The organism is Solimonas aquatica (assembly GCF_900111015.1).
Taxonomy (GTDB): Bacteria; Pseudomonadota; Gammaproteobacteria; order Nevskiales; family Nevskiaceae; genus Solimonas; species Solimonas aquatica.
In genome coordinates this window covers 17,121-41,277 of record NZ_FOFS01000006.1, presented here as the reverse complement: position 1 = coordinate 41,277, position 24,157 = coordinate 17,121, and the positions used below count along the sequence as shown (strand labels likewise).

19 protein-coding genes and 1 pseudogene are annotated in these 24,157 nt (G+C 66.7%); 9 read left to right on the top strand and 11 right to left on the bottom strand.

Annotated features, from left to right (window positions below):
• Positions 1–2: 2 nt before the first annotated feature.
• Positions 3–1,016: a D-alanine--D-alanine ligase family protein gene (locus tag BMY12_RS08700; RefSeq protein ID WP_093284689.1), complete on the bottom strand. Its 1,014-nt coding sequence runs from the start codon at positions 1,014–1,016 to the stop codon at positions 3–5.
• Positions 1,016–2,059 carry a hypothetical protein gene (locus BMY12_RS08695; RefSeq protein ID WP_143068895.1) on the bottom strand — a complete coding sequence of 348 codons (1,044 nt, stop codon included), beginning with the start codon at positions 2,057–2,059 and terminating at the stop codon, positions 1,016–1,018. The genes BMY12_RS08700 and BMY12_RS08695 overlap by 1 nt, the downstream gene beginning before the upstream one ends.
• A gap of 194 nt (positions 2,060–2,253) precedes the next feature.
• Here BMY12_RS08695 and BMY12_RS08690 point away from each other — a divergent pair, with 194 nt between their 5' ends.
• The gene (locus tag BMY12_RS08690) at positions 2,254–4,071 is read left to right on the top strand and encodes an acyl-CoA dehydrogenase C-terminal domain-containing protein (RefSeq protein WP_093284685.1); all 1,818 of its coding nucleotides are present in this window, start codon (positions 2,254–2,256) and stop codon (positions 4,069–4,071) included.
• 141 nt (positions 4,072–4,212) lie between these two features.
• Here the strand turns inward: BMY12_RS08690 and BMY12_RS20885 are convergent.
• The 5 genes and pseudogenes from BMY12_RS20885 to BMY12_RS08665 form a co-directional block, all read right to left on the bottom strand.
• Positions 4,213–4,482 (bottom strand): annotated as a pseudogene (locus BMY12_RS20885) (bacteriohemerythrin); the annotation flags it as partial.
• Between the two features lie 142 nt (positions 4,483–4,624).
• The gene (locus BMY12_RS08680) at positions 4,625–5,032 is read right to left on the bottom strand and encodes a bacteriohemerythrin (RefSeq protein ID WP_093284681.1); all 408 of its coding nucleotides are present in this window, start codon (positions 5,030–5,032) and stop codon (positions 4,625–4,627) included.
• Between the two features lie 192 nt (positions 5,033–5,224).
• A complete protein-coding gene (locus tag BMY12_RS08675; protein ID WP_177188908.1) occupies positions 5,225–5,803 on the bottom strand; it encodes a Slp family lipoprotein in 579 nt (192 codons plus the stop codon).
• A gap of 100 nt (positions 5,804–5,903) precedes the next feature.
• Positions 5,904–7,955 (bottom strand): NADPH-dependent 2,4-dienoyl-CoA reductase, encoded by a 2,052-nt coding sequence (locus tag BMY12_RS08670; RefSeq protein WP_177188907.1) that lies wholly within the window; start codon positions 7,953–7,955, stop codon positions 5,904–5,906.
• A 33-nt stretch (positions 7,956–7,988) separates the two neighbouring features.
• Positions 7,989–8,537 carry a thioesterase family protein gene (locus BMY12_RS08665; RefSeq protein WP_093284676.1) on the bottom strand — a complete coding sequence of 183 codons (549 nt, stop codon included), beginning with the start codon at positions 8,535–8,537 and terminating at the stop codon, positions 7,989–7,991.
• A gap of 160 nt (positions 8,538–8,697) precedes the next feature.
• Between BMY12_RS08665 and BMY12_RS08660 the strand changes: the two genes are divergently transcribed.
• Together BMY12_RS08660 and BMY12_RS08655 are read left to right on the top strand one after the other, a co-directional pair.
• Entirely contained in the window at positions 8,698–9,939 is a 1,242-nt protein-coding gene (locus BMY12_RS08660) for a TCR/Tet family MFS transporter (protein ID WP_093284673.1), read from the top strand.
• Positions 9,936–11,981, top strand: a complete 2,046-nt coding sequence (locus tag BMY12_RS08655) for a S46 family peptidase (protein ID WP_093284670.1) — start codon at positions 9,936–9,938, stop codon at positions 11,979–11,981. The genes BMY12_RS08660 and BMY12_RS08655 overlap by 4 nt, the downstream gene beginning before the upstream one ends.
• Here BMY12_RS08655 and tadA read toward each other — a convergent pair.
• Positions 11,939–12,466: a tRNA adenosine(34) deaminase TadA gene (gene tadA / locus BMY12_RS08650; protein ID WP_093285096.1), complete on the bottom strand. Its 528-nt coding sequence runs from the start codon at positions 12,464–12,466 to the stop codon at positions 11,939–11,941. The genes BMY12_RS08655 and tadA overlap by 43 nt on opposite strands.
• Positions 12,467–12,532: 66 nt before the next feature.
• Here tadA and moaB point away from each other — a divergent pair, with 66 nt between their 5' ends.
• The 6 genes from moaB (at position 12,533) to BMY12_RS08620 (ending at position 17,953) form a co-directional block, all read left to right on the top strand.
• Positions 12,533–13,075 (top strand): molybdenum cofactor biosynthesis protein B, encoded by a 543-nt coding sequence (moaB, locus tag BMY12_RS08645; RefSeq protein ID WP_093284668.1) that lies wholly within the window; start codon positions 12,533–12,535, stop codon positions 13,073–13,075.
• Positions 13,076–13,241: 166 nt separating this feature from the next.
• Entirely contained in the window at positions 13,242–13,625 is a 384-nt protein-coding gene (locus tag BMY12_RS08640; protein WP_366516800.1) for a PA2779 family protein, read from the top strand.
• A gap of 14 nt (positions 13,626–13,639) precedes the next feature.
• The gene (locus BMY12_RS08635) at positions 13,640–14,578 is read left to right on the top strand and encodes a PA2778 family cysteine peptidase (RefSeq protein WP_093284664.1); all 939 of its coding nucleotides are present in this window, start codon (positions 13,640–13,642) and stop codon (positions 14,576–14,578) included.
• Positions 14,579–14,632: 54 nt separating this feature from the next.
• A complete protein-coding gene (locus tag BMY12_RS08630; RefSeq protein ID WP_093284662.1) occupies positions 14,633–15,652 on the top strand; it encodes a DUF72 domain-containing protein in 1,020 nt (339 codons plus the stop codon).
• 154 nt (positions 15,653–15,806) lie between these two features.
• Positions 15,807–16,244: a BLUF domain-containing protein gene (locus tag BMY12_RS08625; RefSeq protein WP_177188906.1), complete on the top strand. Its 438-nt coding sequence runs from the start codon at positions 15,807–15,809 to the stop codon at positions 16,242–16,244.
• Between the two features lie 275 nt (positions 16,245–16,519).
• Positions 16,520–17,953, top strand: coding sequence for an alanine/glycine:cation symporter family protein (locus tag BMY12_RS08620; RefSeq protein ID WP_093284657.1), 1,434 nt, complete (start codon positions 16,520–16,522; stop codon positions 17,951–17,953).
• Positions 17,954–18,016: 63 nt separating this feature from the next.
• On the opposite strand, the gene BMY12_RS08615 is transcribed toward BMY12_RS08620, so the two are convergent.
• From BMY12_RS08615 to BMY12_RS08605, 3 genes are all read right to left on the bottom strand, one after another.
• Positions 18,017–19,300, bottom strand: a complete 1,284-nt coding sequence (locus BMY12_RS08615) for an O-acetylhomoserine aminocarboxypropyltransferase/cysteine synthase family protein (protein ID WP_093285094.1) — start codon at positions 19,298–19,300, stop codon at positions 18,017–18,019.
• Between the two features lie 543 nt (positions 19,301–19,843).
• Entirely contained in the window at positions 19,844–21,718 is a 1,875-nt protein-coding gene (locus BMY12_RS20280; RefSeq protein ID WP_093284655.1) for an InlB B-repeat-containing protein, read from the bottom strand.
• A gap of 375 nt (positions 21,719–22,093) precedes the next feature.
• Entirely contained in the window at positions 22,094–24,145 is a 2,052-nt protein-coding gene (locus BMY12_RS08605) for a TonB-dependent receptor (protein WP_177188905.1), read from the bottom strand.
• Between the last annotated feature and the right edge of the window lie 12 nt (positions 24,146–24,157).

Sequence of the window (24,157 nt, the reverse complement as noted above, 5' to 3'; positions counted from 1 at the left end):
GTTCATTGGCTGCGGCGCAGGGCCTGATTGACCAGCATGCGGATCAGGGAAGCATAGGCGATCCCGACCTTCTCCGCCGATTGCGCCAGCTCGTCGTCGCGGGCGATGCAGGGGTTCACATTGGGCTCGATCACGTAGACCTGCCCGGCGGCGGTGACGCGCAGATCGAAGCGCGCATAGCTCTTGAGATTGAGCGCGCGGTAGGCGCGCTTGCAGGTGTCGTGCAGGCGCTGCGCCAGCACCGGGTCCAGGTCTTCGGCGAAGTGATTGCGGATGCCCCAGCGCTTGCGATAGGCCTCGTCCCACTTGGCCTTGTAGGTGGCGATGCGCGGCTCGTCCTCGGCCATCTGCCCGAAGCTCAGCTCGCGCGGCGGCAGCAGGCGCAGCAGCCTGTCGCCGATGATGCTCATGTACAGCTCGCGGCCCTCGACGTATTCCTCGGCGATGGCGTCCAGGTTCATGCGCTCGTGAATCATCTGCACGCGCGCGCACAGTGCCGCCTCGTCGTCCACCACGGAAGCCTGCGAGATGCCGCGCGAGGCTTCCTCGGTGAGCGGCTTGACGATGCAGGGCAGCTTCAGGGTTTTCGGCAGGCGGATCTTCTGGCCGCGGTAATAGCTGTGGAAGCGCGGCGTGCGCACGCGGTGGAAGCGCAGGATCTTCTTGCACAGGCTCTTGTCGTTGCACAGGAACAGCGCGCCGCTGCCGGCACCGGTGCAGGGCACGCCCAGCAGCTCGATCAGCGCCGCCACGTTCTTGTCCCACTGCGTGATGTTGTGGAAGGTCTCGCAGAGATTGAAGATCACATCCGGCCGCTGCTCGCGCACCACCTCGATCAGCGGCCGCACATCGTCGAACAGGCTCAGGCGCTGCACCTCGTAGCCGCTGTCCAGCAGCGCGCGATAGACATCGGCCTCGGTGTAGCTGCCGTTGGGATTGGCGAATTCCTCCGCGTAGTCATAGCCGGGCTTCACCGCATAGGGCAGATCGAACAGCATCAGCACGCGTGTCGCCATCAGTCCTCCCCGCGCAGCCGGTTGGTGTAGCGGTAATTCATCATCAGGCTGCTGAGATAGGCAGTGAGCTGCATCACCGCCACCGGCTCCGGGTCTTCGGTGAGCAGCTGCAGGGCGCGGGCGCGCTGCAGGATCGCCTTGTAGACCTCGTTGACCATGTAGCGGCGTTCGCCGCTCCAGCTGCTGACCGTGATCAGCAGGGACTTGCGATGTGTCTGCAGCAGCCGCGCCACCTCGCGCGCGCCGCTGGCGCCGGGCGTGGCGGCGCCGAACATGCGGCGCAGATTGGCGTCGTGGAATTCCGGGAAGTCCTCGGCCTCGGTGTAGCGGCGCTTGCGGTAGTAGCTGCCCAGGGTGCTGCGCAGGCTGCTGATCTTCCAGAACTGCCGGCCCTGGGCTTTCTGTGGCGCCTTGCCGGCGATGCTGGCCATCAGCCGGTCCACGAACAGCAGCTTGTCCAGGGCCTTCCAGCCCTGGTACTTCCTGCGCCAGTCCAGACCCGGCGTCAGCCACACCGCGAAGGTCTCGCAGAAATCCTCGTCCGGGTGGTACTGCGCGTAGTAGTAATCCAGGTGGCGCACGAAGGCCTTGCTGTAGGGACGGAAGCGGTAGGTTTCCTCGTAGGCCTGCGAGGAGTGGCCGAACACCTGCTGCCAGCTGCGCTTGCGGTGCAGGCCGTAGGCGTAGCTCAGGGCATGGCCGGCCTCGTGGCGCAGCAGCTTCATGCACCACTCGGGGGTTTCGCCCTCGGCCTCCAGCAGCATCTTCTTCTGCAGCTCGATCAGGCGTGGATGCGCCAGGTAGAAGGGGATGCCGATTTCCGGTTCGTTCTCCGGCGTGAGCCACTCGTCGGCGAGAAAGCAGCGCGGCGCGAAGCGGATCTCGCGCGCCGCCAGTTCGCGGTGCAGCTGCGCCACGCGCGCCTGCAGCCAGCTGTCCTCGATCTGCAGCGGCAGGCTGCACAGGCGCAGCTTGAGCAGCGCCTCCTCGGGCAGGCTGTTCAAGTCGATGCGGGCGGCGATGCTGCCAGCTGCGGACGCCATGCTGCCTTCTCCTTCGCGATCACCGCCACCACCGCCAGTCGGGGCAAACCGGACCCCGGTAAGCCGCCGGCGGCGGCAACGGGCGCCGGACTTACTCTATAGCCGTAGCGCACTGCGATGTAGGCCAATGCCGCCGCCATGTTGCGCTGCCACAATTCGCATCACTGCAAACACGATCCACCGAGGTTATCGCCATGCCGGCTTACAAGGCTCCCCTGCGCGATATGCGCTTTCTGCTCAATGAGGTCTTCGACTATCCGGCGCACTACGCGCAATTGCCCAACGGCAAGGATGCGGACCCGGACACCGTCGGCGCCATTCTCGAAGAATGCGCCAAGCTGGCCGAAGAGGTGCTCTCGCCGCTGAATCTGTCCGGCGACGAGGAAGGCTGCAAGCTGGAAAACGGCGAGGTGCGCACGCCCAAGGGCTTCAAGGAGGCCTACGAGCAGTATGCCTCCGGCGGCTGGCAGGGGCTCTCGCATCCCACCGAGTTCGGCGGGCAGGGCATGCCCATGTCGCTGGGCCTGGTGAAGTCCGAGATGATCGGCACCGCCAACTGGTCGTTCTCCATGTATCCGGGCCTGTCCCTGGGCTGCATGAACACCCTCATGCAGTACGCCACGCCCGAGCACAAGGCGATCTACATGCCGCCGCTCACCGAAGGGCGCTGGTCCGGCACCATGTGCCTCACCGAGCCGCATTGCGGCACCGACCTGGGCCAGCTCAAGACCAAGGCCGAGCCGCGCGGCGACGGCAGCTACAGCGTCAGCGGCACCAAGATTTTCATCTCCGCCGGTGAGCACGACCTCACCGAGAACATCGTGCACATCGTGCTGGCGCGTCTGCCCGACGCACCGCCGGGCACGCGCGGCATCTCGCTGTTCATCGTGCCGAAGATCATCCCCAACGCCGACGGCTCGCTGGGCGCGCGCAACGGTGTGGTCTGTTCGGCGCTGGAACACAAGATGGGCATCAAGGCCTCCGCCACCTGCGTGCTCAATTTCGAGAACGCGCAGGGCTGGATGATCGGCGAGGCCAACAAGGGTCTGGAAGCGATGTTCACCTTCATGAACACCGCGCGCATCGGCACCGCCATCCAGGGCATCTGCCACGCCGAGCTGTCCTTCCAGGGCGCGCTGGCCTATGCCAAGGAGCGCCGCTCGATGCGCGCGCTGTCCGGCAAGAAGGAGCCGGACAAGGTCGCCGACGCCATCATCTATCACGCCGATGTGCGCCGCATGCTGCTCACGCAGAAGGCCATCGCCGAAGGCGGCCGCGCGATGATCTACTACGCCGCGCAGCTCGCCGACCACATGACCAATGGCATCGTCGAAGGCGACCAGAAGAAGTACAAGTACTGGGACGACAAGCTCGGCTTCTTCACGCCGATCCTGAAGGGCTTTCTCACCGAGCTGGGTCTGGAAGCGGCCAACCAGGGCATCCAAGTGTTCGGCGGCCACGGCTACATCAAGGAACATGGCATGGAGCAGATCGCGCGCGACGCGCGCATCGCCACGCTCTATGAAGGCACCACCGGTGTGCAGGCCCTGGATCTGCTGGGCCGCAAGGTGCTGATCATGACCCGCGGCAAGGCGGTGCGTGAGTTCACGGCGGTGATCGCCAAGTTCAGCGTGGACAACATGCGCAATCCGCGCATGCGCCGTTATGCCACGGTGCTGGCCAAGTACGCGGCCGAGTGGAACCTGCTGACCATGCGCCTGATGCTCACCGCGCGCAAGGATCGTGACTCGGTCAGCGCCGCCTCACATCATTTTCTGATGTATTCGGGCTACGTGATGATGGCCTACTTCTGGGCGCTGCAGGCTGCCATCGCTTCGGAGAAGATCGGCAACGGCGGAAGCGAGAAGCCGGAGTTCTACAAGGCCAAGCTGGCCACTGCCCGCTTTTACTTCGACCATCTGCTGCCGCGTGCCAAGGGCCATGCGTCGTCCATGGTCAAGCCGAGCAAGACGCTCACCAAGCTGCCGATCGAAAGCTTCGTGTTCGATTGAAGGCTGGTTGGGGAAGTCAGACAAGGCGCCGGAAGGCGCCTTGTTTTTTTGTTGCCAGCGGCTGACGGAGCGTCGCACGCAGTGGGTGTACTGCTTGTCGATCTGAATGTGTGCGCCACACAGGCGGCACAGGAAACGGCGGACCTCGTCCTCGACCTGCGGCCGGTCGCGCTGAAAGGCGCTGCTGAGTTCGGCGAAGCGATCCACCAGGTGTTCGTGGATGGCGTGATGCCGCGTGAAGTCGGGGTAGCCGACCTGACGCATCAGCAGCTCTTCGTCACGGAAATGATGCAGCGCGAGGCAGGCCACCTCATCGAAGCGTTGGCGCAGATGCGAGAAGGCCTGCAGCTCATCCAGCGCCTGATCGTAGGCCTGCGCCGCCGCAAACAGGCGCCGGTGCTGCTCGTCCATGACGGCGTGTCCGACCGTCAGGCTGGGGGTCCATACTAGAAGGCTCATACCGGCCGGTCCTCGGCGGTAAAACGGGGTCAGGGTCCTTTGTTTAGCGGTCGGCGCTGAGCCCGTCTGTAGCCTTCGCGGTGGCCCGTCGGGCTCAGGCTGTGACGGCCTTCACCATATAGGGCGCGTACTGCTTGTCGATGCCCATGATGTGCGCGGTCAGCCAGCTCTTCAGGAAGAACTGGATTTCCCGCTCCACCCCGGGCTGCTGCTTGTCCATGGCACTGACGAACTCGCCGATGCGCTGGGTGAGGTTCTGGTGAATCAGGCGATGGCGCTGCAGATTGGGGTACTGGTGCTGCTCCATCTCGCGCTCTTCATCGCGGAAGTGCTCGACGGCGTAGCTGATCACTTCCTTGAAAATCGTCATCAGCTGCGCATGGGGTACGCCGGCTTCCAGCGCATCGTGGTAGCGGTTGATGATGTCGATCAGACGCTGATGCTGCTTGTCCATCTGCTGGCTGCTGACGGACATATCGGATGACCAGTTGATGAAGCTCATGTGCGGTTTCCATCGGTATGCAAGTGGGTACGCCGGGACTTTCACAAGATGTTCCGACGCACTTGCAGCTTAGCGAGAGTGCCTGCGCCTGCGGACCCACTTGTCGGCATGGTGCTGCCGCAGGGCGGCAGGGCCGCGGCGGGCTTGATCTGGATCAGGCCCGCAGCGGATTCGCGAACGCTTTTGCGGCCGCTACGGGGCCGCCGTTGTCGGGGTTTTACGCAGGGCGGCGGCCTGGCCTTGCGCCTCGGGCGCCGCGTAATAAGGCTGCGGATACTGCTGTGCCGAGAAGTAAGGGTCGCTCAGATACACGACGCCCTCGTCGCCACGGCTCTGCCAGAGATAGAACTGCTCGGCCTTGAGCCTGGCATGGCGCGTGGTGCTCGCCCCGGCCTGGGCCGGCTGCAGGCCGATGGCGTAACCGATCACGGTCAGCACCCGGCCGGTGGCATAGCGCTGCGGATCCAGATAGCCGGGCTGGCAGGCCAGGAAGCGGCCGTAGTCCTGCTGGACCGGCTGCGGCTTGCCGGTGCTGTCCAGTGGCCGCGCCAGCACCTCCACACAGCTGAGACCCTGCTCATTGCTGAGCGAGAGCAGGGTGCCGCCCCAGCGCACCGGCACCGTGGTGTTGCCGCCGGCCTGCACCTGATCGGGCCGCAGCGGCGCGAAATCGCCGCGCAGCGGCTGCGGTGTGAAACAGGCGCTCAGGGCGAGCAGCGTGCCGGCGGCGAGGGCGCCGCGAATCGTCCTGGCGTTGATATCAGCGACCATGTCTCTGCACCTGTGATGGAGAACCGCACAAAGGCAGGAGGATGCGGCAGCTTCTGTGAATGTCGGATGAAAGCGGCTGCCACGGCGCCGGTCCGGCGGCTCACAAGCGCGCCACCAGCCTGGCGCCCTGGTTGATCGCACGCTTGGCATCGAGTTCGGCGGCCACGTCGGCGCCGCCGATCAGATGCGTGCTGACGCCGGCGGCCTGCAGCGGTGCCTGCAGCTCGCGCAGCGGTTCCTGGCCGGCGCAGATCACGATGTTGTCCACTTCCAGCAGCGTGGCCTTCTCGCGCTTCTCGCCGTAGCTGATCAGGAGGCCGCGCGCGTCGATGGCCTCGTAGTTGACGCCGCCGATCATCTCCACCTTCTTCATCTTCAGCGTCGCGCGGTGAATCCAGCCGGTGGTCTTGCCCAGGCGCTTGCCCAGGCTCTCGGCCTTGCGCTGCAGCAGAATCACCTCGCGTGCCGGCGGCTCGATCTGCGGACGCGTCAAACCCCCGCGCGCGGTCTGCGGATCGGTGACGCCCCATTCGCGGTTCCAGGCGGCCAGATCCAGGCTCGGCGAGTGACCGTCCTGCACCAGGTATTCGCTGACGTCGAAGCCGATGCCGCCGGCACCGATCACCGCCACGCGCCGGCCCACGGGCTTCTTGTGCAGCAGCAGGTCGATGTAGCTGAGCACCTTGCCGGCCTGTTCCTGCTCGGCCTGACCGGGAATGCGCGTGGCGCGTGGCGTCACGCCGGTGGCGAGAATCACCTCATCGTACTTCGCCGCAATCAGCTGCTCCGCGCGCACGCGCGTGTTCAGCTGCAGCTGCACGCCGCTGAGCTGCAGCTTGCGGCGGAAGTAGCGCAGGGTTTCGTGAAACTCTTCCTTGCCGGGAATCTGCTTGGCGATGTTGAACTGTCCGCCGATTTCGGCGGCGCCGTCGTACAGGTCCACGGCATGACCGCGCTCGGCCAGCACGGTGGCGGCGGACAGACCCGCCGGCCCGGCGCCGACTACGGCGATGCGCTTTTTCTGCGTCGCCGGGGCATAGACCAGTTCGGTTTCATGGCAGGCGCGCGGATTGACCAGGCAGCTCGCGGTCTTGGCCTGGAAGGCATGATCCAGGCAGGCCTGATTGCAGGCGATGCAGGTGTTGATCTCGTCGGCGCGGTTCTGCGCGGCCTTGAGCACGAACTCCGGATCGGCCAGCAGCGGCCGCGCCATCGACACCATATCGGCCTGGCCCTGCGCGAGGATGTTTTCAGCCACCGCCGGATCATTGATGCGGTTGGTGGTGCAGACCGGAATCCGCACCTCGCTTTTCAGCTTCTGCGTGATCCAGGCAAACGCGCCGCGCGGCACCGAGGTGGCGATGGTGGGGATGCGCGCCTCGTGCCAGCCGATGCCGCTGTTGAGGATGGTGGCGCCGGCCTTTTCGATGGCGCGTGCCAGCCGCACGATCTCCTCCCAGTTCTGGCCGTCGGGCACGAAGTCCAGCAGCGAGAGGCGGTAGACGATGATGAAGTCGCGGCCCACCGCCTCGCGGATGCGCGAGACGATTTCCACCGGCAGGCGCATGCGGTTTTCAAAGCTGCCGCCCCACTGGTCCTGGCGCTTGTTGGTGTGCGAGGCCAGGAACTGGTTGATGAAGTAGCCTTCCGAGCCCATCACCTCCACGCCGTCGTAGCCGCCTTCGCGCGCCAGCTGCGCGCAGCGCACGTAGGCGCGGATCTGGCGTTCGATGCCGCGCGCGGAAAGCTCGCGCGGGGTGGTGGGCGTGATGGGGGACTTGATGCGCGAGGCCGAGACCGACAGCGGCGAATAGCCGTAGCGGCCGGCGTGCAGGATCTGCAGCGCGATCTTGCCGCCTTCGCCATGCACCGCATCCGTCACCAGACGATGCGCCTGCGCCGCCGAATGCGTGGACAGCTTGGAGGCGAAGGGAAACAGCCAGCCTTCGATGTTCGGCGCGAAACCGCCGGTGACGATCAGGCCCACGCCGCCGCGAGCACGCTCGGCGAAATAAGCCGCCAGACGCGGGAAGTTCTTGCGCCGGTCTTCGAGGCCGGTGTGCATGGAGCCCATCAGCACGCGGTTGCGCAGCGTGGTGAAACCCAGATCCAGGGGCTGGAGCAGATGCGGATAAGGTGCGGCGGTAGTCACGGATAAGCTTCCCGTTGAAAAGAAATTCTGGAATCAGGCGCGCGACTGCGCTTCGGCCTTGAGGCGCTGGCTGATGCGATCCTGATTCTCGCTCCAGCGGATCAGATAGTCGGGCAGGGTGGGCGTCTGCAGCTCCTCGCCGCTCAGGGCCATGGCCCTGGACGGCGGCACCGGGCCTTCGCGGCTGACGAACAGGTAACGCACCAGCACCAGGGCGCAGACGCGCTTGTCGAGCACAAAGCGATGCTCGCAGTAAATCCATTTCTGGTCCCAGCCCAAAGTCCGGGTCTGCAGCTCGTAGCGCTCGAAGGGCTGCAGCGAGCGCGAGAAGCGCGCATCGGCATCGCCGGCCAGCGGCCGCCAGCCGCGACGCAGGGCCTGATACCAGACGCCGCTGCGCAGGCCGTGGTCGAGGCGGCCGAGATCGGCCACCGACAGATAGCGGCCGTTGTTCATATGCAGATTGCTGTCCAGATCGCCCGGCAGCACGCGATAGCGCAGACAGCCGCTGTCCAGCGCATGCAGGCGCGCACGCCAGCGAAAGCTCAGCCAGATTGCCAGGCTGCGCCAGAACATCATCATGAGCCGAGAGCTCCCCTGAAAATATGTGATTGACGATTGTGCCGCGAAAGCTTGCGGGCAGCGGCGGCGCCACGCATTGGCACGACCGCCCGGGGTCTCTGGCTTGGCTTGCCGGCGGCGCTGCGGTGAGAATGCCGGCACTACCGGGGAAGCCTTGCTCATGAGTTCCGAAACCCAGACGCCGCGCCGTGGCGCAGTGGCCTTCATCTTCGTCACCGTGCTGCTGGACATGCTGGCCTTCGGCATCATCATTCCGGTGCTGCCCAAGCTGGTGGAGCAGTTCCAGCACGGGGACACCGCCGCCGCCGCGCGCAGCTACGGCCTGTTCGGCATGGCCTGGGCGGCGATGCAGTTCATCTTCTCGCCGCTGCTGGGCGCGATGTCGGACCGTTACGGACGCCGGCCGGTCATCCTGCTGTCCTGCTTCGGCCTGGGGCTGGACTATCTGTTCATGACCATCGCGCCGAGCCTGGGCTGGCTGTTCGTGGGCCGCGTGATCAGCGGCATCACCTCGGCCAGCTTCTCGATGGCCAATGCCTACATCGCCGACGTCACGCCGCCCGACCAGCGCGCCGGCTACTACGGCATGCTCGGCGCCGCCTTCGGCATCGGCTTCGTGGCGGGACCGGCGCTGGGCGGTCTGCTCGGTCACTACGATCCGCGCTGGCCTTTCGCGCTGGCCGGCGTGCTGGCGCTGGCCAATGCCTGCTACGGCCTGTTCGTGCTGCCCGAATCCCTGCCGCGCGAGCGGCGCACGCCGCGCTTCTCCTGGGCGCGCGCCAATCCGGTGGGCGCGCTGCACCTGCTGCGCCGCTCGCCGCAGCTGCAGGCCCTGGCCGGCGTGTACTTCCTGTTCCAGTTCGCCCATTACGTGCTGCCCAGCACCGCGATTCTCTATGCCAGCTACCGCTATGGCTGGAACGCGCGCGAGCTGGGGCTGATGATGGCGGCGACCGGCGTCTGCAGCATCATCGTGCAGGCCCTGCTGGTGAAGCCGGTGGTGGCGCGCGTCGGCGAGCGCGCCACCTTGCTGATCGGTCTGCTGTTCGCCAGCTGCGGTTTTGCCGGCTACGGTCTGGCCGGCAGCGGTGCGCAGTTCATGATGATGGTGCCGGTGTTTGCGCTGGCCGGTTTCGTCGGTCCGGGGCTGCAGGCGCTGATGACGCGCACGGTGTCGGGGCAGGAGCAGGGCCTGCTGCAAGGCGCCAATGCCAGCATGATGGGCATCGCCGGACTGATGGCGCCGGGCTTCTTCACGCAGCTGTTTGCCTATGCCATCGCCGATGGCTGGCAGGCACCGGGTGCGCCGCTGCTGGCGGCGGCCGGCTTCACGGCGCTGGCGGCGCTGATCGCCTGGCGCGCGGCGCGGCCGAATGCCGCGCTCCTGCAGCCTGCGGCATGAAGCCGCGCGCCGCCCTCGGCTGCCCGCTGCTCTGGCTGCTGTGCGGCCCGGCGGTATCGCGGGCCGCCGAAGGCATGTGGACCTTCGACAATCTGCCGCGTGCCCAGCTCCAGGCGCGCTACGGTTTCGAACCCGATGCCGCCTGGCTGCGGCACGCGATGCGCAGCACCCTGCGTCTGGCCGATGGCTGCTCCGCTTCCTTCGTCTCCGCCCAGGGTCTGGTGCTGAGCAATGCCCATTGCGTGCTCGACTGCGTGCAGAACCTGAGCGCGCGTCGCGACCATGTGAACGAGGGCTTTGTCGCGCGCACGCGCGGCGAGGAGCTGCGCTGCCCGTCCATGGAACTCAACCGCCTGGAAGAGATCCGCGATGTCAGCGCCAGCGTCACCGAGGCGCTCGCCGGCAAATCCGGCACAGACTACGTCGAGGCCAGACGCGCGCTGCAGGCGCAGCTGGAATCGGAATGCGTCGGCGATCAGGCGCCGCGCAGGCGCTGCGATCTGGTCGAACTCTATGGCGGTGCGCAATACCAGTTGTATCGCTACCAGCGCTATGACGATGTGCGCCTGGTGTTCTGGCCGGAGTACGCAGCCGCGTTCTTCGGCGGCGATCCGGACAATTTCAATTTCCCACGCTATACCCTCGACGCCGCGCTGCTGCGCGCCTATCAGGACGGCCAGGCCCTGCAGCCGGGCGAGCACCTGCGTCTGCAGCCCCGGGGCGCGCAGCCCGGCGAGCTGCTGCTGAGCATCGGCAATCCCGGCCACACCGACCGCCAGCTGACGGTCGCGCAGCTGCAGACCCTGCGCGCGCTGCGTCTGCCGCAGACCCTGCTGTACTACGCCGAGCGCCGCGCCATGCTCGCGCAGTACAGCCGCGCAGGCGCGCGGCAGGCGAACTATGCGCAGGCCGATCTCACCTTCACCGAAAACAGCCTGAAGGTCTATCGCGCGCAGCTGCAGGCGCTGAACGACGATGGCCTGTTCGAACGCAAGCGCGCCGAAGAGGCGGCGCTGCGCAAGGCCGATGCCGGGCTCACCGCCTTCGATGACATCGCGCGCGCCGAGCAGACCCTGCGGCGCCTGTATCTGCCCTATCAGATGCTGGAGCAGCGCCGCGCCTTCTTCACGCCGTACTTCAAGTTCGCGCGCGATCTGCTGCGCGCCGCCGCCGAACGCGAGCGGCCCAATGCCCAGCGCCTGCCGGAGTTTCAGGACGCGGCGCTGCCGACGCTGCAGCGGCGCCTGTTCTCGGCCTCGCCGCTGCGCGACGCTTACGAGGAAACCAAGCTGGCCTGGTCGCTGGCCAAGCTGCGCGAGGCCCTGGGCGCCGACGATCCGCTGGTGCAGCAGGTGCTGCGCGGGCAGTCGCCCGATGCGCGGGCTTCGCAGCTGCTGCGCAAGACCCGGCTTGGTGATGTCGAGTACCGCCGGCGGCTGTGGCAGGGCGGTGCGCAGGCCGTGGCGGCCAGCGATGATCCCTTCATCGAGCTGGCGCGCGCACTGGATGCGCCCTCGCGCGAACTGCGCCGACAGATGGAGGCGGACGTGGAGGCGCCCGAGGCGCTCGCTGCGCAGGCCATCGCGCGGCTGCGCTTCGCGCAATACGGCCGGAGCCTCTACCCCGATGCGAGCTTCACGCTGCGCCTGTCCTACGGCGAGCTGCGCGGCTGGGAGGAGAACGGCAGGAGCGTGGCGCCGTTCACCGACTTCGCCGCCGCCTTCGCGCACCAGACCGGCGCGGCGCCGTTTCTGCTGCCCGAGTCCTGGAATCGCGCCCGCGCGCGTCTGGCGCTGGACACGCCGCTGAATTTCGTCAGCAGCCATGACATCGTCGGCGGCAATTCCGGCAGCCCGCTGCTCAACCGTCAGGGCGAGCTGGCGGGCCTGCTGTTCGACGGCAACCGCCATTCCATCGCCGGCGCCTACGAGTACGACGAGGCGCTCAACCGCAGCATCGCCCTGCATCCGGCCGCGCTGCTGCAGGCGCTGACACGGATCTATGCGGCACCGGGGCTGGCGGCGGAGCTGCTGGACGACTGAGCCCGGCGGGCGCGGAAGAAGGCGCGCAGCAGCTCGCCGCATTCGGCTTCCAGCACGCCGCCGCGCCAGGCCAGACGGTGATTGAGGCGGGGATTGGCAATCAGATCGTAGACCGAGGACACCGCGCCGGCCTTCGGGTCCCAGGCGCCGAACACCAGACGCGCGATGCGCGCATGGATGATCGCCCCGGCGCACATCGCGCAGGGCTCCAGCGTCACATACAGCGTCGAACCCGGCAGGCGGTAGTTGTTCACCGCGGCGGCGGCGGCGCGCATCGCCACCATCTCGGCATGCCCGCTGGGATCGTGGCTGGCGATCGGCTGGTTGCGGCCCTCGCCGAGGATGCGGCCGTCCTGCACCAGCACCGCGCCCACCGGCACCTCGCCGGCGGCCTGCGCGCGATGCGCCAGCAGCAGGGCGTGGCGCATGAACACCTCGTCCTGCGCGGCCAGCGCGGCATCGGGACTGTCGCTTGCTTCGTTCATGGCGCGCATTATCGCGTGCACACGGTGCTGTGAAACAATCGCGCGCAGTTTTTTGCGAGAGCCGCCATGCCCATCAACGAGAATCTCAAGTTCCTGCCGGTGCACGTCGCCGTGCTCACGGTCTCCGACACCCGCGATCTGGCCGCCGACAAGTCCGGGCAGATTCTGGCGGAACGCATCACCGCCGCCGGGCACCGCCTGGCCGACCGGCGCATCGTGCGCGACGACGCCGAGGCCATCGCCGCGATCCTGCGCGAGTGGATCGCCGATGCCGAAGTCGATGTGGTGATCAGCACCGGCGGCACCGGCGTCACCGGCCGCGACGTCACGCCCGAAGCCTTCCAGCGGGTGCTGGACAAGGAGATTCCCGGCTTCGGCGAGCTGTTCCGCATGCTCAGCTATCAGAAGATCGGCACCAGCACCATCCAGTCGCGCGCGCTGGGCGGCGTGGCCGGCGGCACTTATCTGTTCGCGCTGCCCGGGTCCAGCGGCGCCGTGAAGGACGGCTGGGACGATATCCTGCGCTTCCAGCTCGACAGCCGGCACCAGCCCTGCAATCTGGTGGAGCTGATGCCCCGCCTGCTGGAGCATCTGCCGCAGGATCACTGAAGCCGCAAATCGACGGACGCCGCTTCAGAGGCTAGGATCAGGGGGCTGCAGCAGGCAGGCGTGCTGAGGGCATGGTCTTCCTGGCGGCTCATGGCTTGGCGCAATTGCGCAAGCTTCTTCGGCGCCGTGGAAACGGCCAGGCACTACAGGCACTAGGAGCACACAGATGAAAGGAATGGCTCGCGGAGCTTTCACCGGGATGCTCTGCATGGGAATCGTGCTGGTGACCGCACCCGCGCCGGCGCGGGCCGCCATCATCGGCACCGAGCAGATGGTCGATACGCAGGCGCGTGCCGATGATCTGGCAACGGTCCAGGTGTTCATGCAGCGGCAGGATGTGATGGCGCAGATGGAAAAGCTCGGCGTCGATGTCGTGGCCGCACAGGCGCGGGTGGCCTCGCTCAGCGCCGCGGAGCTGCGCGAGCTGGCGCAGAACATCCATCAGCAGCCGGCAGGCGGCGACGGAGTGTTCGTGGTGCTCGGCGTCGTGTTTCTGGTGCTGGTGATACTCGAACTGCTGGGCGTGACGCACGTCTTCAGAGCGTTTTGAGGCGCGCTGTCGCCTTGCGGCTGCTCGCGGCCGGCCTGCTGGCCGGCTGCGCGGCGGCGCCGCCGATGCCGCAGCCGACGGGTCGGGCGGTGGAGCTGCAGGAGGTCGTCTTCCATCCGCAGAAGCGTTATCAGTGCGGGCCGGCGGCGCTCGCCACGGCGCTCGATGCCAGCGGCGTGACGGTCAGCCCTGATGCGCTGGTGGCAGAAGTCTATCTGCCGGACCGCAAGGGCAGCCTGCAGTCGGAAATGATTGCCGCGGCACGCCGGCACGAGCGGGTCGCGGTGCGCATTCCGGGCACGCAGGAAGCCATCGTGCAGCAGCTCGAAGCCGGCACGCCGGTGCTGCTGCTGCTCAATCTGGGTTTCTCCTGGCTGCCGGTCTGGCATTACGCGGTGGTGGTGGGTTATGCGCCGCAGGAGCCGTCGTATGTGCTGCGCTCGGGAACGAGCCGGCGCGCCATCATGAGCACCGGCGCGCTGGCGCGCAGCTGGGCGTACAGCGAGCAATGGGCCGTGGTGCTCAGCGCGCTCGACCGCATTCCGGTCAGCGCCGAGCCGAAGCAGTGGCTGGCGGCCGTGGCGCCCTTCGAGTCGCTGGGCCGTTACGAGCTGGCGACGCAGGGCTATCAGGCGGCGGTGGCGCGCTGGCCGGACTCGGCCCTGGCCTGGACGGCGCTCGGCAATGTCACGGCGCGGCGCGCGCAGTGGGCCGCAGCCGTGCGCTATTACGGCAAGGCCATCGCGCTGCAGGACAGCGTCATCACGCGCAACAACCGCGCGAGCGCGCTGGGCGAGCTGCAATGCCGGGCGCTGGCCATCGCCGATCTCGAAGCGGCGCGCCGCCTCGACAGCCAGGGACGCTATGCCGCCGCGCTGGCGGACACGCTAGCCGGATTGCCTGCGCAGGGCGCCTGTCCGGCGACGCTCGGCGACGGCGATAGCGAGTCCTGAACGCCCATGGCCGCGCAGCGCCTGAACCCGCAGATCCGGTGGCAATGAAGGCCGATGCAGGACGCCCTGTTTCCTGAGGAACGCCCCGCAGCGCAGACCGCGCGCAAGCGCGGCGGCGTGCAGGCTGCGGCGCATGATCCCTTGCTGCAGCCGCTGCGCTCGCGTCTGCCGGCGACGTTGCGCCTGGGCACCTCGTCCTGGAGTTATCCCGGCTGGATCGGCACGGTCTGGGATCGCGAATACTCGCCGCAGCTCTTGTCGAAGAAAGGCCTGCCGGCCTATGCGCAACACCCGCTGCTGCGCACCGTAAGTCTGGATCGCGCGTTTTATCAGGCGCTGCCGGCGGCGCAGTACGCGCTGTACGCGCAGCAGGTGCCGGCGGATTTCCGCTTCGTGGTGAAGGCGCCGAGTCTGGTTGCCGATGCCCTGATCCGCAGCGAGAACGGACGCGGCCTGCAGCGCAATGCCAGCTTTCTCGATCCGCATCTGGCCCTGGAGAGTTTCGCGCGGCCGGCCAGTGAAGGTCTGGGTGCCAAACTGGGCGTGCTGCTGTTTCAGCTCAGCCCCTTGCCCGAGTCCTTGCTGCTCGATCCACCGGCGCTGCTGGCGCGCATCGCGGCGATGCTGGCGGCGCTGCCGCTGGCCGAGCTGCGGGTGCGTTCGCCGGAGCTGATCCTGGCCCTGGAGCTGCGCAACGGCGAGCTGCTGGGCCGCGAGCTGGCAACGATGCTGCGCGCCTGCGGCGCCACTTACTGTCTGGGCCTGCATGCCAAGATGCCCCAGATCGAAGCGCAGCTGCCGACGCTGCGCGCGCTGTGGCCGGGGCCGCTGGTCTGTCGCTGGAATCTGCATCGCAAGCATGGCGCTTACGGCTACGAGGAGGCCAAGCGCCTCTACGGCAATTTCGACCGGCTGGTGGACCCCGATCCGCACACGCGCGCGCAGCTGGCGCGGGTGATCGCCGGCACCACGGGTGCGGGCCATCCGGCTTATGTCACGCTGGGCAACAAGGCCGAAGGCTCGGCCCCGCTGTCGGTGCTGGCGCTGGCGCAGGCCTTGAGCGCCGCGGGCTGAGTGCGCGAGGCCAGCCTTGCCGCTCAATCCCCCTTTTGCCGCCGTTCACCCTGGGCTGTCTTCTTTCGCCGTGGATCGCCCCGATAGCTAGCTCGCAGGAGCGCGCCCGTGTGCGGGCCGCTTCGTCTTTTACGGGCTGATTGCAAGGATGCCAATGGAGCTGGTCCACTGTATCTACACGAGTGCCGCGCGCAGTCCGGCTTTCGGGCGCAAGGAACTCGACGAGCTGCTGAAGGTGTGTCGCACCAACAACCAGGCACACGGTGTCACCGGCATGCTGCTGTTCGAAAAGGGCTCGTTCTTCCAGATTCTCGAAGGCGAGCGCTCGCAGGTGGAGGCCCTGTTCGACAAGATCGCGACCGATCCGCGTCATGTGCGGATCAACAAGCTGATCGTCGAGCGCATCGCGCAGCGCGATTTCGGCGAATGGACCATGGGGCACGGCGAGATCAGCGCGCTGGATCTGCTGCGCATTCCCGGGCTCAATGATTTCTTCTCGCGCGGCCAGTCCTATGAGCAGCTCAACGAAGGCCGCGCGAAGCTCTTGCTGGCGGCGTTCAGGGATGGCGACTGGCGCACGCGGCTGAGCTGAATGCGGTTTTGCTGGCTGTCGCGGCCCGCCGGTCTACAGCGCGACAGCGCCGCAACCCGCCCTACGATCTGGAACTCAACGAACCGAGCGGGCGAGACGCTTCGGTGCTGCGAGGTCCCAGGCCATGCGGATGCGGACGCGCGGCCAGATCATCCCCGCACCCGGTGATTTCACCCTATGGGCACCCGAGGCGGCGTCCGGCATCATGCCGGATCGGGTCGCTGCGGCGGTTTTTGCATGCTGAGCGCCACTCCAACATTTTCGGGGACGCACGCTTGCAAGCCTTTATCGACACCTTGAACGGCTACGTCTGGAGCCGTGCACTGATCTTTCTGTGCCTGGGCGCCGGCCTGTATTTCTCCATCCGTACCCGTTTCATGCAGGTGCGCGGCGTGGCCGAGATGCTGCGCCTGATGCTGCACAGCAAACCCTCCGAGGCCGGCGTCTCCACCTTCCAGGCCCTGGCCATGTCCCTGGCCGGACGCGTGGGCATCGGCAATATCGCCGGCGTGGCCACCGCCATCGGCCATGGCGGCCCCGGTGCGGTGTTCTGGATGTGGATGGTGGCGTTTCTCGGAGCGTCCACCGCCTATGTGGAATCGACCCTGGCGCAGATCTACAAGGAGAAGGACGAGCGCGGCCTGTATCGCGGCGGCCCGGCTTACTACATCGAAAAAGCCATGGGCCAGAAGTGGTACGCCTGGCTGTTCGCCTTCGCCACCATTCTCGCCTGCGGCTTCCTGCTGCCCGGTGTGCAGGCCAATGGCATCGCCGCCGGCATCAGCAATGCCTGGGGGATCTCGCCGCTGGTCACCGGCGCCGGCGTCGCGCTGCTGCTGGGCTTCATCATCTTCGGTGGCGTGCGCCGCATCGCCGGTTTCGCCGAGCTGGTGGTGCCGTTCATGGCCCTGGCCTACATCGCCATGGCGATCTACATCATGGTGCTGAACGCGCACAAGCTGCCGGAGATCGTCTCGCTGATCTTCCACAGCGCCTTCGGCGCCGATGCGATGTTCGGCGCGATTCTGGGCCTGGCGGTGGAGTGGGGCGTCAAGCGCGGCATCTATTCCAACGAAGCCGGGCAGGGCACCGGCCCGCACGCGGCAGCGGCGGCGGAGGTCACGCATCCCGCGCAGCAGGGTTATGTGCAGGCCTTCTCCATCTACGTGGACACGCTGCTGGTGTGCTCGGCCACGGCCTTCATGATTCTCTCCACCGGCATGTACAACGTGATCAATCCGGCCGGCGGCATGCTGGCCGAAGCGCTGCCGGGCACCGAGCCTGGGCCGGCTTTCGCGCAGCACGCGGTGGAAGCAGTGCTGCCGGGTTACGGCGCGGGCTTCGTGGCGATTGCCTTGTTCTTCTTCGCCTTCACCACCATCGTCGCCTACTACTACATGGCCGAGACCAATATCAGCTATATCAACCGCGCTGCGCACCGGCCCTGGATGGTGTATCTGCTGCGCGTCGGCATCATCGCCATGGTCTGCTTCGGTGCGGTGCGCACCGCCGGCGCCGCCTGGGGCCTGGGTGATCTGGGCGTGGGCCTGATGGCCTGGCTCAACATCGTCGCCATTCTCATCCTGCAGAAGCCGGCCTTGCTGGCGCTGAAGGACTACGAGCGGCAGAAGAAGGCCGGTGTGGCGCCCAGCTTCGATCCGGAAGCGCTGGGCATCCGCCGCGCGGACTTCTGGCGGCGTCGCCCCTGAGGCAAGGTGCATGAAAAAGCCCTCTGCGTGATCGGCGCAGAGGGCTTTTTCGTTGCGGCGGTATCAGACCGCAGCCAGGGCCTGATCCAGATCGGCGAGCAGATCATCGACGTGCTCGATGCCCACCGACAGGCGCACCATCTCCTCGCTGACGCCGGCCTTGGCCAGTTCCTCGGCATTGAGCTGACGATGCGTGGTGGAGGCCGGATGCGTGGCCAGGGACTTGGCATCGCCGATGTTCACCAGGCGCGTGAACAGCTGCAGCGCATCCAGGAAGCGCGCGCCGGCGGCGCGCTGGTCGGCGTCCTGGCTGCGCAGGCCGAAGGAGACGATGCCCGAGGCCTTGCCGCGCATGTATTTCTGCACCAGGGCGTGATCGGGATGGTCTTCCAGACCCGCGTATTTCACCCAGGCCACCTTGGGATGGGCGCGCAGCTTGCGCGCGATGGCCAGGGCGTTGTCGCAGATGCGGTCCATGCGCAGCGCCAGGGTCTCGATGCCCTGCAGGATCAGGAAGGCATTCATGGGCGAGATGGCCGCGCCCATGTTGCGCAGCGGCACCACGCGCGCACGGCCGATGTAGGCCGCCGGCCCGAGGGCTTCGGTGTAGACCACGCCGTGATAGGAGACATCCGGTTCGTTGAGGCGACGGAAGCGCGCCTTGTGCTCGGCCCAGGGGAACTTGCCGGAGTCGACGATGGCGCCGCCGACGCTGTTGCCATGACCGCCCAGATACTTGGTCAGCGAGTGCACCACGATATCGGCGCCATGCTCGAAGGGACGACACAGATAGGGGCTGGGCACGGTGTTGTCGACGATCAGCGGCACGCCATGTTCATGCGCGATCTTCGCCAGCTTCTCGAAGTCGGTGACATTGCCCAGCGGATTGCCCACCGACTCGCAGAAGATCGCCTTGGTGCGCGCGTCGATCAGGGCCGCGAAGCTCTCGGGCCGCGTGGCATCGGCAAAGCGTGTGCTGATGCCCTGCTGCGGCAGGGTGTGCGCGAACAGATTGTAGGTGCCGCCGTAGAGCGTGGCGCTGGAGACGATGTTGTCGCCGGCTTCGGCGATGGTCTGGATCGCATAGGTGATGGCGGCCATGCCCGAGGCCAGGGCCAGCGCGGCGATGCCGCCTTCCAGCGCCGCGACGCGCTTTTCCAGCACGTCCTGCGTGGGATTCATGATGCGCGTGTAGATGTTGCCCGCCACCTTGAGGTCGAACAGGTCGGCGCCATGCTGGGCGTTGTCGAAGGCGTAGGCCACGGTCTGGTACACCGGCGTGGCCACTGCGCGCGTGGTGGGATCAGGGCTGTAGCCGGCGTGCACGGCTAGCGTTTCAAGTTTCACGGCAAGACTCTCCATGTTGGGGGTTACGCGGAACCTCGTGCTGCGGCTGGCGAGCTTGATGGCGGCCACGGCGTGGCGCAAGCCCAGCGAAGAACGCGTGTTCATAAAAAACGCCGCCGTGGCAGGCCACGACGGCGTGCATGCACGCTTCGCGTGCCAGGGTCTGTTGACACGATGGACAATCGCGGGGACGGAGCCGTCCCGGCGATTGCCATCGCTAGCAGCGTGCTGAAAAACGAAGGCTTCGGCACGCTGTGCTTGGCACATGGAGGTGCCAACGGCAGTCAAGCGCGCAAGCGCTTGACTGCCGGGAGCGTAGGAAAACCACGCTTTTGTGTAGCGACCTGAAAAACGCCAGGGATGGCGTTTTTCAGCAAGCTGCTAGTGTCGCGAGTCAGAAATTCGCATGCGAATTCGCCGGTCTTTTTCGCGTCTGGCGGCCTTGCGCCTCCTCGCCATAGTCACCACTATGCCTCGTCGGCGCGCCTTGCCAGCCACGAAAAATTCTCGGCGACTTCATCAAGGAACTTCTGACTCACGACACTAGGGGCCGAAGCTGGCGCTGACGCTCTGCGCCGCGTACATCGGCACCGTGCAACTGCTGGCGGTGCCGGCGCAGGCACCGCCCCAGCCGAGGAAGCGCTGCTTGAGTCCCGGCTTGGCGCTGAGCTTCACGACCGTGCCGACCTTGAACGAGCCCGAGCAGTTCAGGCCGCAGCTCACACCCAGCGGCGAGCTGGACACCGTGCCCTTGCCGGTCTTGCTCACCGTCAGCGTGTACTTCGTGGTGTTGGGCACGAAGCTGGCGCTGAGGCTCAAGTTCTGGCGGATGTTGCTGATGCTGCAATTGCCCAGGCCGCTGCAGGCGCCGCTCCAGCCGGTGAACACGTTCTTGGCTGCAGCCGTGGCGCTGAGCGTGAGCGAGGCGCCGGCGGCGAGACGGGTGCTGCAGGCCTTGCCGCAGTTGATGGCGCCGCCGCTGACCGTGCCGCTGCCCTTGCCGGTCTTGCTGACGCTGAGCGTGTACTGCTGCGGCGCAACGCCGCCGATGTGCAGGGTGTAGGAGGCGCTGCTGCTGGCGCCGCTGGCATCCTGGGCCACCACCTGCAGATCGAAATCGCCGGCCTGCAGCGGCGTGCCGTACAGCACGCCTGCCTGCCTGGCACCGGTGTTGGGATCGGTGTACTCACCCAGCGTCAGGCCGGCCGGCAGATTGCTCGGCGTGATCTGGTAGGGCGTGTTGCCGCCCACCACCACCACGCGCGGTGTGTAGGCCACGCCGGCCTCGCCGTCCTGCAGATGCTCGATCAGACCCAGCGGGGCTTCGGCGGCAAAGGCCGCCATCTGCGCGCCCTGATAATCACCGACCACGGCCAGCGTCGCGCAGTTGAAGTCGTAGCTGTTGCCGCTGGCGTTGGCCACGCTTACCGTGCCCACGCCGTGGATGCCGTCGGCCGCCACCTGATCGCACATCGCCTCGCCGCTCTCGCCATCGATGGAGCCGGCGCCGATGGGGTGGGGATCGTTGTAGGCGTAGAACTCGTAGCGACGCGTCACCACTTCCTTGCCATTGCCCATGCCATCCGGCGCCAGCGCCTGCACCTGATCCTTGCCGTCGGCGCGGTTCTGCACCAGCTTCCACTCGGTTTCCACCTCGTCCGGCTCGCCGTTCTGCCACTCGGCCTTGCCGTCGCCGTTGATGTCATCGGACATCAGATCGCCCAGGGCCACCGGCTTGGCATTGTGCGTGGTGGTCTTGATCACCTTCATCCAGGACGGCGGACCGAAAGCCTTGCCGGCCGGCACCGGTTCTTCCGGCGCGGGAATCGCCGCCACCACCTGCGCGGGCTTCTTGATGTTGGCGGGGTCGGGCGGCTGCGCCGGATTGACCAGCACCGGCGGCGTGTAGGTCCATACCGGCGTGGACACCGACACCGCCGGACCGAGCTTGAGCTGGCCGGGATGCAGCGGGTCGGCGATCAGCCAGTTGTACTTCACTGCCGAGGGCGCGCCGTTGATGCCCACGCCGAAGTGTTCGCAGCCCTGGTTCACCGAAGGATCGGTGCAGGCGTGGCCATCGGTGGGCGCCAGCGGCGCCGCCGGCACGGCGGTGTAGGCGCTCCAGCCGCCGCCGGTGCTCTGTGCGGCGTAACGGACGAAGACCTTCGGGTGCAGCGGGTTGCTGCTGTCTTCGCGGATCACCGGCGTGCCGTAGTGATTCCAGTCGTAGGTGTAGCTGACATCGGTGCTGTGTGCGTCATCGATCTCGATCTCGAAGCCATGCGTCTGCTCGCCGGTATCGTTGATGCAGTCGAAGTTGTTGAGATCGCCATACGAAGTGCTGGCCATGGCCGGCACGCTGGCCAGCGCGGCGATGCCCAGCACGCTCTGCCAGGCCTTTCTGCCTTTTGATTTCATACCCGTTTCCCCTTGTCTCGCCCTGGTGAATTGCTTCTTGGCAGACGGGCGGACCTGCGGCGCCGAACGTGCCAGAAACACCAGGACCCTAGCAGCGGCTTCTTATGATCGGCTTAATGCGCTGGCAAAGTGATGACTGCATCTGCCTTTTTGCGAGGATGACTGCGCTGCCATCGCCGGCGCCTCACATGACGGGAGCGTTCATGAGCACGCCACGCTGCTTGCTGAAAGCCGATGAGATGGCCGCGATGCCGAGCGAGACCCGGGTGCATGTCCTCGCAGCTGCGTCTCTACGCGCGGCAGCGCGCGTGATGTCGTGGGGCGGCTGCACATCCAGTGGTACGAGCGGCAGCCGCGATCGCTTGCCCCGGTCCGCTACAGGCTGTAGCTCAGCAGCAGGCGCAGATTGATCGGTTCCACCGGATGGAAATGGATGTCCTCCACGCCCTCGGCCGGCTCACCGGGCAGGCGTGAGGCGAAGTAGTAGTCGATGTCGTGGTCGCGGCTGTTGAACAGATTGAGCACTTGCAGCGCGAGCCTGGCTTTGCGGCTCAGGTGATAGCCGGCATCGAGATTGACTACGGCGGTGGCCTTCGAACGCACGCTGTCATCTTCGATCAGCGGCCGTGGCCCGAAGTAGCGCAGGCGCAGCGCGCCGAACCAGCGCTCGGGATCATCGTAGCTGGCGCCCAGGGCCGCGACGCTGGTGGCTGCTTCGGGAATGTAATGGCCCTCGCTGGCCTGGTCGCGGAACCGCGCGCGCGTGTAGGCAGCGTCGGCATCGATGAGCAGATGGGTCAGCGGCGTCCAGTAGGCGGCCAGCTCCAGGCCGTAGCGGCGGCTGGGGCGGTTGGGTTCGGTGCTGTTGCTGTCGCCGCCGAACGTCAGTTCCGAATCGATGTCCAGCCAGAACAGCGTGGCGCTGTATTGCAGGGACTCGAAGGCCAGGCTGCGCAAACCCAGATCGAGGCCGCGCGTGGCCACCAGCGGCGTTACCGCCGACACCGCCGAACCGTCATTGGGATCGATGGTCTGCGTGGTGCCGCGCGCATCATTGCTGTGGAAGCCGCGGCCCAGATTCACGAACAGCTCGGTCTTGTCGAAAGGCCCGAAGGCCAGGCTCAGCTTGGGGCTGAAGATCTGGTCACGGGCTTCGCCGGAATTGGCGGGCAGATCGCTGTGCACGGAAAAATCGTAATGGTCATAGCGCAGCCCGGCAGTGGCCTGCAGCCAGGGCGCCAGGCGCAGCGTGCCCTGCGCATAGAGCGCCTTGGACCATTGCCGCACCTCATTGCGGCTGATGCTGCTCAGGCGCTGACGGGTCTGCGTGTGATACAGCGCCACCGGCGAGATGTCGTCGTAACGCGTCTGCAGTCCGAGTTCGCCGCGCAGCGGCAGACCGGCCAGCGACAGCGCCGGCAGCAGATACGCGCTCTGGCCGCCGTAGACGCCGCGGCGGTCGTACTGCTCGAACTGATCGCCGTTGAGCGGATCGTTCAGAAAGTAGGTGAAGTTGGAAAACAGATCGAGCTGGTAGGCGATGGCATAGGCCGAAGCGCGCCAGCGGCCGGCGCCGAGAACGCGATCCAGATCGCCCGAGAGGCTGTAGCGATAAGTCTTGCCGCCATCGCTGCAGTCCAGGCAGCCCAGGCGCGAGATCAGGCCCTGGGTGACGGCGCGCTGCGGAATCTGGTCGCTGGAATCCCAGCGGGCGTCATAGCCCATGGCGCTCAGATGCCAGCTGCCCTGTGCGTCCTGCTGCGAGTAGCGCAGCAGACCGTTGAGCTTGTTGAAGTGCTCGCTGTGCTGCCAGGGCCCGCTGTAATGCTGGGCTTCCAGGGCGGCGAACAGATTGCCCGACAGCAACTCGGACGAGCCCAGCGCCACGGCGCGCGCGTAATCGTGACCACCGAGGCTGAGGTCCAGGCGCGGCGCGGCGAGCTGATCGCGCAGGCGGATGTCGGCAGCACCGGCCGCCGAGAAATCGCCGTACTGCGCGTAGTAGGGGCCTTTGCGGTATTCGATGGCCTGCACGGTTTCGGCAATCAGGAAATTGGCGTCGCTATAGCCCTGGCCATGCGCATGCGTGGGCATGTTCACCGGCATGCCGTCGATGCGGGTGGCGAAGTCGGTGCCGTGATCGAGGTTGAAGCCTCGCAGGAAATACTGATTGGCCTTTCCCTCACCGCTGTGCTGGGTGACGATCAGGCCGGGCACCACTTCCAGCAGCTCGCCGGGGCGCGACAGCGGGCGGTTCTCGAACTGTTCCGCATAGACGGTGCCGATGCTGGCGGAGTCGGCGTTGACCGGCGCGGGCGCGCCGTTGACGTAGACGGTGTCCGGCTCCGCCGCCTCGCCGGGAATGCCGCCGGCCTGGACCAGGCCCGGAAGCGCAAACAGCACGGCAGCTGGCCAGAGCTTGTGCATGAATTCCCCTGC

Excerpts from the sequence above, each read along its gene's own strand:
- BMY12_RS08680 (WP_093284681.1), bottom strand. The coding sequence starts at position 5,032 with ATGAGCTTCATCAACTGGTCATCCGATATGTCCGTCAGCAGCCAGCAG.
- BMY12_RS08640 (WP_366516800.1), top strand. The coding sequence starts at position 13,242 with ATGAAAGGAATGGCTCGCGGAGCTTTCACCGGGATGCTCTGCATGGGA.
- BMY12_RS08675 (WP_177188908.1), bottom strand. The coding sequence starts at position 5,803 with ATGGTCGCTGATATCAACGCCAGGACGATTCGCGGCGCCCTCGCCGCC.
- moaB (WP_093284668.1), top strand. The coding sequence starts at position 12,533 with ATGCCCATCAACGAGAATCTCAAGTTCCTGCCGGTGCACGTCGCCGTG.
- BMY12_RS08690 (WP_093284685.1), top strand. The coding sequence starts at position 2,254 with ATGCCGGCTTACAAGGCTCCCCTGCGCGATATGCGCTTTCTGCTCAAT.
- BMY12_RS08625 (WP_177188906.1), top strand. The coding sequence starts at position 15,807 with ATGGAGCTGGTCCACTGTATCTACACGAGTGCCGCGCGCAGTCCGGCT.
- BMY12_RS08605 (WP_177188905.1), bottom strand. The coding sequence starts at position 24,145 with ATGCACAAGCTCTGGCCAGCTGCCGTGCTGTTTGCGCTTCCGGGCCTG.
- BMY12_RS08655 (WP_093284670.1), top strand. The coding sequence starts at position 9,936 with ATGAAGCCGCGCGCCGCCCTCGGCTGCCCGCTGCTCTGGCTGCTGTGC.
- BMY12_RS08695 (WP_143068895.1), bottom strand. The coding sequence starts at position 2,059 with ATGGCGTCCGCAGCTGGCAGCATCGCCGCCCGCATCGACTTGAACAGC.
- BMY12_RS20280 (WP_093284655.1), bottom strand. The coding sequence starts at position 21,718 with ATGAAATCAAAAGGCAGAAAGGCCTGGCAGAGCGTGCTGGGCATCGCC.
- BMY12_RS08700 (WP_093284689.1), bottom strand. The coding sequence starts at position 1,016 with ATGGCGACACGCGTGCTGATGCTGTTCGATCTGCCCTATGCGGTGAAG.
- BMY12_RS08630 (WP_093284662.1), top strand. The coding sequence starts at position 14,633 with ATGCAGGACGCCCTGTTTCCTGAGGAACGCCCCGCAGCGCAGACCGCG.
- tadA (WP_093285096.1), bottom strand. The coding sequence starts at position 12,466 with ATGAACGAAGCAAGCGACAGTCCCGATGCCGCGCTGGCCGCGCAGGAC.
- BMY12_RS08660 (WP_093284673.1), top strand. The coding sequence starts at position 8,698 with ATGAGTTCCGAAACCCAGACGCCGCGCCGTGGCGCAGTGGCCTTCATC.
- BMY12_RS08665 (WP_093284676.1), bottom strand. The coding sequence starts at position 8,537 with ATGATGATGTTCTGGCGCAGCCTGGCAATCTGGCTGAGCTTTCGCTGG.